This is a genomic window from Rhizobium mongolense USDA 1844 (assembly GCF_000419765.1).
In the GTDB taxonomy this organism is placed as follows: Bacteria; Pseudomonadota; Alphaproteobacteria; order Rhizobiales; family Rhizobiaceae; genus Rhizobium; species Rhizobium mongolense.
On record NZ_ATTQ01000054.1, the window covers coordinates 1 to 14,080 of the forward strand.

15 protein-coding genes are annotated in these 14,080 nt (G+C 56.0%); 4 read left to right on the plus strand and 11 right to left on the minus strand.

Going from position 1 to position 14,080, the window contains the following annotated elements; all coding sequences use genetic code 11:
* From A3C3_RS40660 to A3C3_RS0135975, 7 genes are all read right to left on the minus strand, one after another.
* A partial coding sequence (locus A3C3_RS40660) for an amino acid ABC transporter ATP-binding protein (RefSeq protein ID WP_022719316.1) occupies positions 1 to 581 on the minus strand: 581 nt, incomplete at its 3' end.
* 159 nt (positions 582 to 740) lie between these two features.
* Complete coding sequence (locus tag A3C3_RS0135950; protein WP_022719317.1) at positions 741 to 1,913, minus strand: M24 family metallopeptidase; 1,173 nt, start codon at positions 1,911 to 1,913, stop codon at positions 741 to 743.
* 272 nt (positions 1,914 to 2,185) lie between these two features.
* Positions 2,186 to 3,367, minus strand: coding sequence for a M20 metallopeptidase family protein (locus tag A3C3_RS0135955; protein ID WP_022719318.1), 1,182 nt, complete (start codon positions 3,365 to 3,367; stop codon positions 2,186 to 2,188).
* A 9-nt stretch (positions 3,368 to 3,376) separates the two neighbouring features.
* Positions 3,377 to 4,336 carry an agmatinase gene (speB, locus tag A3C3_RS0135960; protein ID WP_022719319.1) on the minus strand — a complete coding sequence of 320 codons (960 nt, stop codon included), beginning with the start codon at positions 4,334 to 4,336 and terminating at the stop codon, positions 3,377 to 3,379.
* A 125-nt stretch (positions 4,337 to 4,461) separates the two neighbouring features.
* Positions 4,462 to 5,301 (minus strand): transporter substrate-binding domain-containing protein, encoded by an 840-nt coding sequence (locus A3C3_RS0135965; protein WP_022719320.1) that lies wholly within the window; start codon positions 5,299 to 5,301, stop codon positions 4,462 to 4,464.
* Between the two features lie 201 nt (positions 5,302 to 5,502).
* Positions 5,503 to 6,054, minus strand: a complete 552-nt coding sequence (locus A3C3_RS0135970) for a carboxymuconolactone decarboxylase family protein (protein ID WP_022719321.1) — start codon at positions 6,052 to 6,054, stop codon at positions 5,503 to 5,505.
* 11 nt (positions 6,055 to 6,065) lie between these two features.
* Complete coding sequence (locus tag A3C3_RS0135975; protein WP_028740292.1) at positions 6,066 to 7,391, minus strand: aspartate aminotransferase family protein; 1,326 nt, start codon at positions 7,389 to 7,391, stop codon at positions 6,066 to 6,068.
* Positions 7,392 to 7,605: 214 nt separating this feature from the next.
* Between A3C3_RS0135975 and A3C3_RS0135980 the strand changes: the two genes are divergently transcribed.
* A complete protein-coding gene (locus tag A3C3_RS0135980; RefSeq protein ID WP_022719323.1) occupies positions 7,606 to 8,499 on the plus strand; it encodes a MurR/RpiR family transcriptional regulator in 894 nt (297 codons plus the stop codon).
* A gap of 91 nt (positions 8,500 to 8,590) precedes the next feature.
* Here A3C3_RS0135980 and A3C3_RS47720 read toward each other — a convergent pair whose 3' ends face one another.
* The 4 genes from A3C3_RS47720 to A3C3_RS47735 all read right to left on the minus strand — a co-directional run bounded on the left by A3C3_RS47720 (position 8,591) and on the right by A3C3_RS47735 (position 10,797).
* Positions 8,591 to 8,983, minus strand: coding sequence for a methyl-accepting chemotaxis domain-containing protein (locus A3C3_RS47720; RefSeq protein WP_028740294.1), 393 nt, complete (start codon positions 8,981 to 8,983; stop codon positions 8,591 to 8,593).
* Between the two features lie 7 nt (positions 8,984 to 8,990).
* The gene (locus A3C3_RS47725) at positions 8,991 to 9,569 is read right to left on the minus strand and encodes a methyl-accepting chemotaxis protein (protein WP_233450499.1); all 579 of its coding nucleotides are present in this window, start codon (positions 9,567 to 9,569) and stop codon (positions 8,991 to 8,993) included.
* On the minus strand, positions 9,554 to 10,390 hold the full coding sequence (locus A3C3_RS47730) for a HAMP domain-containing protein (RefSeq protein WP_028740296.1): 837 nt from the start codon (positions 10,388 to 10,390) through the stop codon (positions 9,554 to 9,556). Before A3C3_RS47730 ends, A3C3_RS47725 begins: the two co-directional genes overlap by 16 nt.
* 101 nt (positions 10,391 to 10,491) lie before the next feature.
* The gene (locus A3C3_RS47735; protein ID WP_145611484.1) at positions 10,492 to 10,797 is read right to left on the minus strand and encodes a hypothetical protein; all 306 of its coding nucleotides are present in this window, start codon (positions 10,795 to 10,797) and stop codon (positions 10,492 to 10,494) included.
* A gap of 392 nt (positions 10,798 to 11,189) precedes the next feature.
* Between A3C3_RS47735 and eutB the strand changes: the two genes are divergently transcribed.
* The 3 genes from eutB to A3C3_RS0136020 all read left to right on the plus strand — a co-directional run.
* A complete protein-coding gene (eutB, locus tag A3C3_RS0136010) occupies positions 11,190 to 12,188 on the plus strand; it encodes a hydroxyectoine utilization dehydratase EutB (protein WP_022719324.1) in 999 nt (332 codons plus the stop codon).
* On the plus strand, positions 12,175 to 13,167 hold the full coding sequence (eutC, locus tag A3C3_RS0136015) for an ectoine utilization protein EutC (RefSeq protein ID WP_022719325.1): 993 nt from the start codon (positions 12,175 to 12,177) through the stop codon (positions 13,165 to 13,167). Before eutB ends, eutC begins: the two co-directional genes overlap by 14 nt.
* 695 nt (positions 13,168 to 13,862) lie before the next feature.
* Positions 13,863 to 14,080: transposase (locus tag A3C3_RS0136020; RefSeq protein ID WP_028740298.1), on the plus strand; the 218-nt coding region annotated here is incomplete at its 3' end.

Sequence of the window (14,080 nt, forward strand, 5' to 3'; positions counted from 1 at the left end):
ATGGTCATGCCGTCGCGCGCAAGGCTCGTCATTGTCTCCAGCACTTCGGACACCATTTCCGGATCAAGCGCCGAGGTCGGCTCATCGAAGAGCATGACGGCAGGTTCCATGCACAGCGAACGGGCGATGGCGACACGTTGTTGCTGCCCGCCGGAAAGCTGAACGGGGTACTTGTTCGCCTGTTCCGGGATGCGCACGCGTTCGAGGAATTTTAGCGCGGTCTTCCTCGCCTCAGCCTCCGGAACTCCCTTGATCCACATCGGGCCGGCCATGCAGTTCATCAGCACGGTCATGTGCGGAAAGAGGTTGAAATGCTGGAACACCATGCCGACATTCTTGCGAACCTCAGCGACGTTGCGCATTCCGCTGTGCAACCTGATCCCGGTTACGGCGATCTCACCCTGCTGATGTGCTTCAAGCCGGTTGAAACAGCGGATCAGCGTCGACTTGCCGGACCCAGAGGGGCCGCAGATGACGATGCGCTCCCCTTTGCGCACGGTGAGGTTGATATCCGTCAGCACCTTGAAGCTGCCGTACCACTTGGAGACGTTCGTCGCCTCGATGATGGTGTTCTTGCTCACGTGTGTCCCTTGTGGTTGCTCATATCTGCTGCCGGGTAAGTCTCCCCTCGCTGTACAGATCACCTTCACAACAGCGCTAAGAGGGGAAATCGCCTGTAAAGATCGTAGCAGCTTCTGACGTTGGCGCCGCCGCGCCTGCAAGCCGGCAGCCGAGCGAGGCTACACCTCAAAGATTTCCCGTGGAAGGGTACTGAACGTTTCGACGCCGGTTTCGGTAACCCGGAACGACTCGCTGATTACGTAGCCGAAATCGTCATCAATCCAGTTTCCAAGCATCAGGTGGAACGTCATGTTCGGCTTCAGCACGGTGAGATCCCCCGTCCTTAGACTTGCTGTGGGTTCAGTCCAGTCGATTCCGATTGCATAACCGCATCGCGACTCTTTCTCAAAGCCATGCTTCTGCAGCGTGGTATAAAATGCAGTGGCAACATCGCTACACGTAGCACCGGGTTTGACGGCAGCAAGAGCGGCCTCCAGACCGGCGACCTCAGCCTCATGAACTCGACGCAGACGATCCGACGGCGTTCCAATCGAAATTGTACGCATCAACGGCGTTACATAACTATGACGCACACCGGCGAGTTCCAGATTGGCCTGGCTACCCTGCCTAAACACGTCTTCGGTCCAGCGGATATGCGGCGTGGATATCCGCGGCGAAGCGCAGAGGAAAAAACTAGCGAGATCCCCGCCTGGCTTGCCGTCGACGCCATTGATGAGCGTCGATATGATCTCCGCCGCCGCGCTTACTTCTGTGACGTCCGGACGAATGACCTCTTGTGCGCGTAGCATCGCCGCATCGCTGATGGCGGCAGCTTCGCGCATCACGGCGATCTCGAGATCGGATTTGATGCCTCTGATCCAGTTGATCCGGTCAAAGTTTTTAAATCGCGCCTCCGGCATTCGCCTTTTGAATTTCTCGACAACAGGGCATGTCAGAATCTTCAGCTCGATCCCTATTTCACGGCGGCCGAATCCGTCGTCCAGAAGGAGATCGATTATCGCATCCCATTCGTCCTTGTGGGGGTCCGGATTGGCGACGAGATCTTCCGGGTAGCCGATGACACGGCTGGAGTCGACAAACATGAGATGGCGCCCCCCGGGGGCATCCTGCCTACGTGTAATGAATGTCGGCTCCTCATCCTTGAGCGATACGAGGACGGCTTGCACATCCTTCCCAGTTTTGGCGGTATAGCCAGTCAGATAGGTAATATTTGCAATATTCGTGATTATAAGAACATCGATATCCTTCTGCTCCATTTCCGCTTTAACAGCTGCCAAGCGGCGTAAGAACTCGCTCCGCGGAAACACCTGAGCGGCTTTCGGCATTGTCATGAGATTAACTCCTTCCATCGAATATCAGTTTGCTCAGGCGCGTCGACATGAAGAGGAGAACGAACTCCGCGGCCTGTTTTGCCCTCACAGAGATCCTAACAATGATTATCGCTGACGGCGATAAACGTCGTCACACAGGTTCAGTGGCCGGCATCGTCTGCAGGGCCGTTTGTAGTTGTCGAGTTCAGTCGTGGACGCCGTCCCTTGCTGCCCGCGACCCGACAATCATTTCGGCGTTCAACTAACCCCTTCCACCAGACTGGCGGCCGAACTCAGCTGTGCAAGAGCTTCCAGCAATACTGTATGGTCAATTCCGTCGTAGGAATGAGTACCTTGTCGGAGACTCCAAAGGTCGGCGTGTGCGCCGGCGAATCGTTCCCAGGTTCTCGACTGCCGAACCAGAAATAGATCGATGGTACACAAGCGGAATAATAGCCGAAATCGTCGCTACCAGCGCTCGGCGGCCTCTCGATGAACTTGTTCTCGCCAACTGTTTCAGAAACAAGTTGCCGGAACGCTTCAACCATGGCGGCGTCATTGACCACGGGAGGTTCGCCCGAATAGCAGGTGAACTCGGCCCGTCCCCGGTGCGTCGCGGCAACGCCCTCGGCCACTTCCTGCACGCGTCGGACCAACAGGTCCCGCCGCTCGGGACTGCTTGTGCGAATGGTCCCCGTGATGCTGACGAACGGACAAATGATGTTAATCGCTTCGCCGCCGTGAATGGCGCCAATAGTCACGATCGGACGATCTATGTTCGGCATTTCGCGTGAAACAACTTTTTGGACCTCATTGATAAAGGCTCCGGATATCGCGATAGCGTCCACTCCAGAGTGCGGTTCAGCGCCGTGTGCCATGGTGCCAATGAAGTTCACTGCAAACCCATCGGACGAGTTAGTCACGGCACCCGCTCGCGCGCCATATGCACCAGCGGGGATCTTCTCATTGACATGAAACCCGATTGCGGCGTCAAATCCGTCAAGCAGATTCTCTTCCAGTACGCTCCGCCCGCCAAGAGGCTCTGCTTCTTCGGCTGGCTGGAAAATAATGCGCACCTTGCCGGAGAATTTGCCTCGCATTCTATAGAATGCGAGGGCGGTTCCCAGCGCGATTGACCCGTGCAAGTCGTGCCCGCAAGCGTGCATTACTCCCGGCACCTGTGAGCTGTACGACAAGTCGTCTCTCTGCTCTTGAATCGGTAGGGCATCAATGTCCCCGCGAAGCGCAATCGAGCGGCTTGGTCCAGGAGCAGAGCCATGTATGTCGACGTAGAGGCCAGTTTTGTGGAACGTCTTCGCTCCCATCACGCCGAAGCTTTCCAGCGCTTCGCGGATCCGTTTCTGCGTCTTCCATTCGTCGTTCGAGAGTTCCGGCTCGCGATGCATATCGTGGCGCAACCGAACTACCGCGTCACCTTCAGCTTTAGTGAGAAGGTCATTGGTAAAGCTGTCCATCGAGGTGTCCTAGCGCTTCTTGGGTTCACGATTTGCGAAGATCATGCCAAGGAATTCCATGATCATTACGCTGCTGAGAAGGCAGGTGCGGCCGCCCTCATCGACCATTGGATTCACCTCGACCAGATCGAAGCCAACCACGTTGCCAGTAGCCGCCACTCCCTCAAGCAGTCCGCGAACCTCGTGATAAAGGAGACCGTCGGGGGTCGGTGAGCCCGTTCCCGGCGCGATTGAGGGGTCGAGTCCATCGATGTCGATGCTGACAAAGACATTCCCAAGTTCGGGAAAACGGTTAAGAATTCCTCTTACACCCTCGTTACGAACCTCGTCGCGCGTGATTACGATCGCACCCGCGCTCTCGGCATCCCTAACCTGCTCAGCCGAAGTTCGAATGTCTCGTATGCCGATATGGACCATGTTGCGAATGAACGGCAGTTCCTTGATGCGCCGCATCGGCATCGCGTTTGCGTGACGCACGCCATCGATGTTGTCCCGCCAGTCCATGTGAGCGTCGATGTGAACGATGTCGATGGTCTTGAACCGCGAAAAAGCCCGAACATTCGGATAAGTGACAGAGTGGTCGCCCCCGATAATTACCGGAAATGCACCTTGATCAAGGATAGCCTCGACGCTGGAAGTCATGAGCCTAGAGTTACGTTCGAAGTCGTAAAATGCGATGTCAACGTCGCCGCAGTCCACCATTCGAATGTTTTCGAGGAAACGCTTTCGCGTCCTAATATCCCAGTAGCCATTCCCGGACTGATCGCCCCATGCTCCGTACCGGACGGACAAATTGCGGATTTCGCGCGGTCCGAAGCGGGTGCCGGGCCTCCAACCATTCCCGCCATCGTACGGCACTCCGAGCAAGGCAATGTCGGCATCAATCTTGCTAAAGTCTTCAACGACCGGAGCTCGGAGGAATGAAGTGAGGCCAACACTGGGGAGGCTGGCGGAATACCGTTTAGTCATAGATGGGGAATCTCCGTATTCGCAGAACAGCTGACAATTACAAGCCACGCATAGGCGTTCTGGAGGCCTGCGTAATTTTTTGATCTAAGCGGCCCAGGCAACCTGAGCCGCCTTAAGCTTATGGACTACTGTTCGACAGTGTAGTCGGCGCCGTACCATTTCATAGAAATCTTGGTGAGCTCGCCACTATCCTTCAATTCCTTCATGGCTGCACCGATTTTGCCATGAAGCTCCTTGTCACCAGGCAAGATCGCGATAGCACCCGGCGAGGAGAACAAGGTCGGCTCGAGCACCTTCGCGGGGTAACCTGCTTTGATAGAATCACGTGCGATCGTATCGTCGGTAAGTACCGCATCGAGTCGGACGCCATCACCGAGACGAAGATCGTCAAGTGCGACATTGGTGCTCGTATAGGTCTTCACCTGGCCTGGCTTAAACTGATACTGAACACGCTTCGAGTTTTCCCATGCCGGCTCCAAGGTGTGGTTGGCGTAGGCCTCAACCGCCGTTCCGGATGCAACGCCGATGACCTTGCCCTCCAGGTCAGAGGGTTGGGCTATTTTGCTATCCTTGTGAACGACAGCGACTTCTGGCACCCAATAGTAAAGAGACGGAAAGTCGAATACTTCTGCTCGAGCCTTGGTCGGAGCCATCGCTCCCATCGCGACGTCCCAACGCCCCTGCCACTTGCCTGCAGTGATGACGTCCCAACCCGGCGTAACAAACATTGTCTGCACGCCGAGGTATTTCGCAATCGCGTTGGCGATGTCTACATCATAACCGGCGACTTTGCCGGTATCGTCCAAATGCGAAAGAGGGCCCCAATCGGTACCCACGGCCACTGTGAGCGTCTTGTTCGCGAGCACACGATCAAGGACCTCGCCGGCATTGGCCGGGGAAGTGGAAGCGACTGAGGCAACTGCCATGGCGGCGGCTGCTACGATTGTTGTCCTGATTTTGTTCATTCGTTGTTCCCCTGTGTTTTTGGTTCCATCTGTGTCGGAGCTTCCGCACCGTAGACGTGTCGTTAGTGTCGCTGCTCCTCCCTTTTTAGCTCAACGAAAAACACAATGCAACAAATGTTTTACGCAGGCACATGTGATACAAACGTCTCGAACCGTCTTCAACTTCCTGCTTCGAGCACCGCACGCGGAGTGTGTTCTTGGCTAAGCTGGATTCTTAACAAGCTCACGAGCGACATATTCATCTATGGGCGTTTCGAAGGTCATGAGGATGAAGCCCAGGATGGAATAGAAGCCAACCGTAGCCATGAGGTCGAAGATGGCTTCCTTCCCCATGGTGGGTTGCAGCGCGTTTAGAATGTGGATTGGCAGACGATGTTCATCGAAAAGTGCGTCAACGGCCTCAGCTATCAAGCCGTCCTCGCCGTCAGGCATGCCTCGCATCGCCTGAATACGCGTATCGGTAATGCCAAGAGCACGCGCTCTACTCACGTGATGAGCCCATTCGTAGGCGGATCCCATGCGATGGGCCGCCCGTAAGATAACGAGTTCTGACCGGACGGCTCCCAAAGCGCTGTCTTTGACGATATGCTGGCGTAGCGGAGCCCATGCCTTCAATAATGCCGAATGATGCGCCATTGTGCGATAGACGTTGAGTGCTCCAGCGAAGCCTGCCCTCATATACGCGATTTCGGCAGGCCAGGCTTCATCCGATATAGGCGGGCAAGGAGATGCCGCCTTTGGAAAGACATTCATGACAAAGAACCTCAGTTTTTAGCAGCCGCATCAATCGCGGCGGCGAGACGTTCCACGATAAGATCGATCTCCTCAGGCTGAATGATATAAGGGGGAGCTAGCAGCACGTGATCGCCATGCTTCCCGTCGATGGTGCCGCCCATCGGATAGCACATCAGTCCCCGCTGCATTGCCTCTTTCCTGATCTTCGCGTGGATCTTGCGGGCTGGATCGAACGGCTGCTTCGCATCCTTGTCAGCCACGATTTCCACACCGCGAAAGAGGCCCCGACCACGTAGGTCCCCGACGTAGGGAGATTGGCCCAGTGCCGCGTCAAGTCCGGCCTGAAGGCGGTCGCCCATCTTGATGACGTTGTGCATCATCTCCGGACGGTTGAGGATCTCGACGACCTTGCTTGCCGCCGCCGCAGCGATTGGATGACCAATATATGTGTGTCCGTGCTGAAACAGACCCGAACCTTCGGCAAACGCGCGGTAAATCTTTTCGGACAACAGCACCGCGCCGATTGGCTGGAAGCCTCCGCCCAAGCCTTTGGCAATAGTCACCAAATCGGGAACGATTCCTTCTTGTTCCAGTGCGAATATGGTGCCGGTGCGGCCCATACCGCACATAACCTCGTCAAGTATCAGCAAGATGCCATACTTGTCACAGATCTGGCGGACGCGCTTGAAGTAGTCCGCCACAGGTCCCACTGCGCCGAGCGTGGCGCCAACGACTGGTTCCGCAACAAAGGCCATGACCTTGTCGGCCCCCAACTCGACGATCTTCGTCTCGAGTTCGGCTGCAAGCCTCTCGGCATAATCTTCGTGTGTTTCGCCGGGCTGCATGTCTCGGTAGGCGTAGCAAGGCGAGACATGATGGCTTTCGGGCAAGATTGGCTTGAACTGTTCGCGGCGCCACGCATTTCCGCCGGTTGCCAGTGCACCGATCGTGTTCCCGTGATAGCTCTGGCGACGTGCAATGATATGGCGGCGTTGCGGTTGGCCGATTTCGACGTAGTACTGACGCGCCATCTTGAGCGCGGCCTCCACGGCTTCGGAGCCGCCTGAGACCAGGTAGACATAGTCGAGACCCTCCGGCGCGAGCTCAACAAGCTGCTCAGCAAGCTGCTCGGCAACATCGGTCGTAAAGAACGAAGTGTGAGCATAGCTGATGCGTCCCATCTGCGCCTTCATCGCATCCAGCACTTCCGGATGATTATGGCCAAGACAACTGACAGCCGCGCCGCCTGACCCATCTATGTAGCTTCGACCCTCACTATCCGTGATGTAGATGCCTTCGCCTGCGACAGCTTTGGGCAGATTCGTACCGATGGTTCGATGGAGGATTTTGGTCATATTAATCTCGGGCTGGTTGCGGCCGGCATTTCGGCTCTTGTTATCCAATGATTTGCAGCATTCGGCAGAAATTGCAACAACTGTTTTATAAATTTGCTTTTGATGCATTTGTTTTTAACGTGAGGATCGGGAGTGGTCCACATACATGAGCCTGGTGAGGATTTGACTTTTCCAATCGCCGGAGAGATGGTTCGGTTGAATTAAGTTAGCCAGTATGAGGCAAGTGTTGCAAAAGGGCCCTCTCCACGCTCACATCGTTGAGCAATTCGACGATATGTCTGAGCAGTTACAGCAGGCAGCTCGCCACATTCTTGAACATCCACAGGAGGTAGCGCTGGTTTCCATGCGGGAATTGGCGCGCAATGCGGGCGTGCAGCCGTCGACAATGACGCGCTTGGCAAAGTTCCTCGGGTTTTCGGGATATGAAGAGTTCCGAGCTCAACACGCGGATGTCATTCGGGTTAACGCTGACGGATTTGCCGCCCGCGCTATGCAAAGGGACGAGAGCGTGACGAATGGTGAAGGTCTGGCACATCGAATGCTCCAAAGCCTGTCGGCCCAAATCGCTCGACTGTGTGAACCGGATACGCTTTCCAGGCTCGGAAGGTTGGCCGAACGCTTAAGCAGTGCTCGCAGGATCTACGTTCTTGGTCTTCGGTCTTGCCATTCGGTCGCATGGCATTTTCACTATGTGATGACTTTACTCGGCGAAAAGACTGTGCATCTCGATGGTCCTGCCGGCACGGCTGCAGACGCACTTATTCGCGCCACCAGTGAGGATGTTTTGCTTGCGGTGTCGATAAATCCCTACTCCCGTTACACGCTGGAAGTTGTCGAGGCAGCCCGTGAAAAAGGAATGGGCGTTGTTGCGATCACGGACAGCGAGGTTTCTCCACTGGTGGCAATCGCGGAGCACGCCATCCTTTTCCCAACTGAGAGCCACACCTTCTTCCATACATTGACACCGGCCCTGGCCATCTCGGAAGTCCTCTGCGGGCTTCTGGCAAGCCGTGACCGCAAGGCCGCGCTTGAAGAGCTCAAGCGTGTCGACGCCTATCTTTCCTCGATGAATACTTACGCTGCATCCATCCCTCGCCGAAAAATCTGATCCCGCAAGTTCGCGGACAAGGGCCACCACGTTCGGAGTGGTGGGTGATATGCATCAGAAGATGACAATCTTATTCTGTGAAGGGTTCGGTTTATTTGGATGGCTCGGCACGTGCATGATCAGCCGGTTTTGGGGATTTCATCCCCCTCATTCGACTGATCGCCACAATGTTCTTTGGGCTGGGCGACTGCGAAGCCTCATGGGTTCCTGACGATGTTTCCTCACCAAGATCAAACTGGCTGATCAGTTGGAGCAAAAGCGCCGCTTCGCTCTCCATCGAATGACAGGCCGCCTTTGACTCCTCAGCCATCGCCGCAGTTTGCTGTGTCGAAACATCAATTTCGTGGATTGTCGTTTTGAAGCCGTCGAGGTGCTTGGCCTGGCTCGTCGCAGTAGTGGCAATATCCGAGACGACCGTCTTGATCTGATCGATATGGGCCGAAATCGTCTTCAATAAATCGCTGGTGGAACGGACAAGTTGCATTCCGCGCTCAAACCCGCGTCGTCGAGGTGTCGATCAGTTGCTTGATTTCTTTGGCGGCCTCAGATGAACGCTGTGCAAGGGCGCGGACTTCTGATGCGACGACGGCGAAGCCTTTCCCGGATTCGCCCGCTCGGGCAGCCTCAACTCCGGCGTTGAGTGCCAGTAGGTTTGTCATGGTGGGCAATCTCTTCAATGACATTGACGATGCTCGCAATTTGCAACGAGGAGTCCTCGATTTCTCCCATACCTGAAATTGCCCTGGTAACGATCTCGTCTGAGATGCGGCCGCCTCATGCGTTACAGATACAAGCGCATCGGCCCGACCTGCAGCGTTCGCTGTAAGATTTACGTCCGCAGCGATCACATTCATCTTGTTGACCGCGTCATCCAAAACGATCGCCTGATGCTCGGTTCTCGTCGCGAGGGTATCGGTCGCACGACTGAGGTCGTGCACGATCGAGGACATCGAATCAGCCTTGCCGGAAACTGATCGGATCGTGGTCCTCAACTGTCCCAAAGCATTGTTGAAGTCATCTTTCAGTTTCCGATAATCCTCCGGGAAATCATCATCTATTGGGCGAGACAATTACCCTCCACCAGCGCTGAAAGACTGCGGCCAATTTGAGACACGACGTCCGCCTGAACTCGCAACCTTTCAGCACGTGCAGACTCCGCCATCCTGCGATCAGATTCTACGGCCGCTTGACTGCGCTTAGCGTGCTCTTCAGCGGCAACTCGGGCGATGGCATTGTCGCGGAATACCAATACAGCGCGCGACATGTCGCCCACTTCATCGGCGCGACTTGTCCCTCCCACGACAGCGCTCGCGTCGCGGGAAGCCAGGCGCTTCATGCCGATTACCAGATGAGCAATGGGTCTTGAAATCGATTGAGAGGCCACCATCGCAACAACCAAAGCCGCTAACGCCGTGATCGCTGTGATGGCGGCTATTTGCCATATCATTGTCATTGCCGGTGCAAAGACTTCAACGATGGATTCCAGTGCAATCACGGTCCAGTCATGACCACCCCACTTTAATCGTTGGGAGGCTGCCAGGACATTCTCGCCGCGGTAAGTTCCTGATGCCAAGCCTTCCTTCAGGAAACTATCGGCTATCATATCGGCTTGATTGTTCCCAAACCGAGATGTGGAACGCAGTTGGCCATCGCTTCCTGCGAGGATGGCTTCGCCGTGCGGACCAAAGCCGGTCGGGTCATGCAACAACTTATCGATCGTTTCGGTGCTGATCGCGACAAGCAGCGTCCCACCACGTTTGCTAGGGTCAAACCCGTCAGCGACTGCGACTGCAAAGATGGCTTGTCCTGATTGTCCTGGCGACGGTGCGGTGAAGTCCGTCGAGACAAGTTCATGCCGGCCTTCGGATCGTGCGACAGCACCTTTGATCACACTCTTCTGTTCAACGGCGCCAAGGGGTTCGTTGTCAGTGCTGTAGATTAGGCTACCATCCGCATTGATCAGCGAAATGCCGGCATAGTCGCGGTCGGCGCTCAGGGATTTGAGCCAGGTATCCCTAGACTAAGGCGATCGAATAGCTGCACCATCGACAGGTTGGAAGCCAAGCTCTCGATGTCAAGCTTGGTTGTCTCCAGCTTGCTTACGAGAATGTCGCGTTTCGTGTTCGCGACATATTCCAGATGGGTTCCTATCAGATGGCGCGTCGTCGAGAATGATGTCAACGCGGCGAAGCAAGCGACCGCGCCGCAGGAGAGAACTGTGACGGCCACCATAAGTGCGGGAATCTTCCGGCTAATCGTCCAAACAATTTTTTTTCTCAGCGATCCACCAAGTTTCACAGTTTCCCCCGTCCCGTCGCCCTGGCCGCAAGCGGATGACGCACGACATCGATCGACTGCAGATGCGCTGAACGTCGAGTGTGTCTTAGTCCGCCGCGAACCCCTCAAATGGAGGCTATTACGAGTCGAGAAGCCGGATCGTGCAAAACCGCATCGATCGGCGCAGGATCGCTCTCTTTCGTGCATCGGCTTTTGCCGAATTCGGGCTCTGTGGGTCCGACCGAGCTGGAAATAGCAGATCTTTACTGTGAGGGTGCGGTCACTTCCGGCGAGACATTAGTCAAAACGCAGCAATACTGCGAACTTGGCCTGATGAATGCACGATCAGAGCGCCAGTGCTGGTCTAGTGTCTGCGAACCGCGAGGGAACGCGTGCAGAGAGGAAGTTAATCCATGGTCGATCTCAACGCCATTCGGGATGCGCATAGACGCATTACGGGGCAGATTCTAACAACGCCCTTAGTGCGCTCACCCGCGCTTTCGGATATGTGCGGCTTCTCGGTCAGTCTGAAGCTTGAAAATTACCAGACTACAGGCAGTTTCAAGATCCGCGGCGCGACCAACGCCATCCTCAAACTCAGCGAAGCGGAGCGCGCCCGCGGGGTCGTCGCGGTCTCAACTGGCAATCACGGTCGGGCGCTGGCATATGCAGCCCGCGCAGTTGATTCGAAAGCGACGATCTGCATGTCGCGCTTGGTGCCCGAAAACAAGGTTTCCGAGATTCGGCGCCTTGGTGCAGACGTCCGGATTATCGGAGACTCTCAGGACGAGGCGCAGGAGGAAGTCGAACGGCTTGTGCGCGAAGAAGGACTCATTTTGCTGCCGCCCTTCGATCATCCGGAGATTATTGCTGGACAAGGGACAATCGGTCTCGAGATCGTTGAAGCAATGCCCGATGTAGCTACCGTGCTTGTGCCGGTTTCCGGCGGCGGGTTGGCAGCGGGCATAGCTGCGGGTGTCAAAGCTCTGCGGCCCGAAGCGCGAGTGATAGGGGTTAGCATGGAGCGCGGCGCGGCTATGAAGGCAAGTCTCGATGCCGGTCGCCCGATCCTGGTGGAGGAAGTTCGAACACTTGCTGACGCGCTTGGGGGCGGCATCGGGCTCGAAAATAAGCTGACGTTTGCCATGTGTCAGACCCTGCTGGATGACTTTATATTGCTGAACGAGAGCGAGATCGCGGCCGGTATTCGTCATGCGTACGAGAAAGAACGCGAAATTCTAGAGGGCTCCAGTGCTGTCGGGGTCGCGGCGCTGCTCGCGGGCAAGGTCGCCGGATTGCGTGGGCCTACCGTGGTTATCCTTACAGGGCGCAACATCGATATGGAACTACATCGCCGAATTATATGTGGAATGAAAAACCCGCTTGGAAAAAAATCTGATGCCAACGATTAAGATACTCGCAGAGCGCGAGCTCAGACAAATCGTTCCGCTCGACCATGCTGCAGTCCAATGCGTTGAAGATGCATTCCATTCCCTAGCAACAAAGACTGTTGCAATGCCACCTATCCTGCGGCTCGATATCAGCGATCATCGGGGTGAGGTTGACGTCAAAACGGCGTACGTACAGGGCCTCGATGGCTTTGCCGTTAAGATCAGCCCCGGTTTCTTTGATAATCCAAAGATTGGCCTCCCGAGTACGAATGGCTTGATAGTGTTACTCTCCAGCCAAACCGGTTTGCTAAAGGCACTATTGCTGGACAACGGCTATTTGACCAATGTTCGCACCGCGGCTGCAGGTGCGGTCGCAGCAAAGTATCTCGCACGCAAAGACGCTTCCGTCGCCGCAATCCTTGGCGCGGGAATTCAGGCTAGACTCCAGTTGCAGGCGCTCACGCTGGTCCGGCCTATTCGTCAGGCTCGTATATGGGCGCGCGAATCGGCAAAGGCCGAAACCCTTGCGTGGGAGCTTTCCAAAGAGTTTGATCTCCATGTAACGGCATGCGCAGAACCGCACGAGGCTGTGGCTGGATCCCACGTCATCGTCACGACGACGCCGGCCAATCAACCGATTTTTGATTCGGCATGGTTAGAGCCCGGTCAGCACATCACGGTTATGGGATCGGACGCCGAACACAAGAATGAGTTGGATCCGAAAGCGATTGTCCAGGCGGATTTCTATGTCGCCGACAGCCTCAAGCAGACGCGCACTCTCGGTGAGTTACATCACGCTATTTCGGCCGGCATCGTCTCGCCCGACGCACGCTTCCCAGAGCTCGGTGAGATTATCGCGGGGACGAAAACGGGGCGCTTGAACGAGAGACAAATCACAATCGTCGATCTGACCGGCACCGGTATCCAGGACACTGCTATCGCCGCGCTCGCCTTCAAACGAGCAGAGGCCTCATCGGTCGGATCATCGTTCGAAAGCTGAGTACCGGTCAGCGAACGTTCCCAGAACCTATTTGACAAGACACGCCTGCCGCTGATGTCGTGCTTATCGATGGCGCCAGCTTGAGTTTGGAGCCGCTAGGGCTCGGGAGTTTGCACGCCAATTCGGCAAGCTGCAAGTACTCTCGACGCCACAGATCACGCGTTGGTGTTTTCGCTCGTTTTAAAGAAGTTCGGAACCTCACCGCATTGTCGCGAATGCCAGGATCGGTTCCGGCGTCCCCTCGGCAGAGGTGGATTTGACCGAAAGCTAGCAATCGTCAATCCCAATTTTGAGGTGGCTCGCCCTAAGCTGCTCTTCCGAGGATTGCACTGACAGGCCGGGCCGATCCTCATAGGGGGGACGAGCCACCTCACTCCCGCCGCCGTTTTTCGCGATCAGGGCAAGGCCATCTCGTCATCATATTTTCCAGGTGCGCGATGCAGGCCAGACAACGATGTATCGGCGATCAATCATCCTTTTGCGGGCATACACTCTGGTGGGAAAAGGCAATCCATCTCGACTCCCACCGAAGGCTAGCGCGGGTAGCCAAAAGTCGACCCAACGCTTCTCTCGGCCGCATCGTTCCGTCGCTTTTGGCACGTATTGATGCCTGAACCTAGCACTACTTTGGCACGTTAACGATTTGTTATCCAAGATGGCTTGATGCTGCGCGTTCCGATGAGGAGGAGCGCGTCATGGTGGGGTGGCATGAGGAGTTGATGGACTGGCTTCAGCCGTTTCTGGCGCCGCTGGGGCACAAGCGGCGGCGGCGGATGTGCCCGGCCTATGTAGCGGGGCTGATCGGCCCTGGCGATCGCAAGAGCGTTCAGCCGATGGCGGCCCGAGATAGCGGCGTCAGCTATGACCAGCTCCATCATTTCATCGGCAGCGGCGTCTGGGATGCCTCTGCGCT

What these genes read in the sequence shown, in the direction of transcription:
- A3C3_RS47720 (WP_028740294.1), bottom strand. Translation starts at nt 8,983, where the DNA reads ATGCAACTTGTCCGTTCCACCAGCGATTTATTGAAGACGATTTCGGCC.
- A3C3_RS0135965 (WP_022719320.1), bottom strand. Translation starts at nt 5,301, where the DNA reads ATGAACAAAATCAGGACAACAATCGTAGCAGCCGCCGCCATGGCAGTT.
- A3C3_RS0135980 (WP_022719323.1), top strand. Translation starts at nt 7,606, where the DNA reads ATGAGGCAAGTGTTGCAAAAGGGCCCTCTCCACGCTCACATCGTTGAG.
- A3C3_RS0135955 (WP_022719318.1), bottom strand. Translation starts at nt 3,367, where the DNA reads ATGGACAGCTTTACCAATGACCTTCTCACTAAAGCTGAAGGTGACGCG.
- A3C3_RS0135970 (WP_022719321.1), bottom strand. Translation starts at nt 6,054, where the DNA reads ATGAATGTCTTTCCAAAGGCGGCATCTCCTTGCCCGCCTATATCGGAT.
- speB (WP_022719319.1), bottom strand. Translation starts at nt 4,336, where the DNA reads ATGACTAAACGGTATTCCGCCAGCCTCCCCAGTGTTGGCCTCACTTCA.
- A3C3_RS0135950 (WP_022719317.1), bottom strand. Translation starts at nt 1,913, where the DNA reads ATGACAATGCCGAAAGCCGCTCAGGTGTTTCCGCGGAGCGAGTTCTTA.
- eutC (WP_022719325.1), top strand. Translation starts at nt 12,175, where the DNA reads ATGCCAACGATTAAGATACTCGCAGAGCGCGAGCTCAGACAAATCGTT.
- eutB (WP_022719324.1), top strand. Translation starts at nt 11,190, where the DNA reads ATGGTCGATCTCAACGCCATTCGGGATGCGCATAGACGCATTACGGGG.
- A3C3_RS0135975 (WP_028740292.1), bottom strand. Translation starts at nt 7,391, where the DNA reads ATGACCAAAATCCTCCATCGAACCATCGGTACGAATCTGCCCAAAGCT.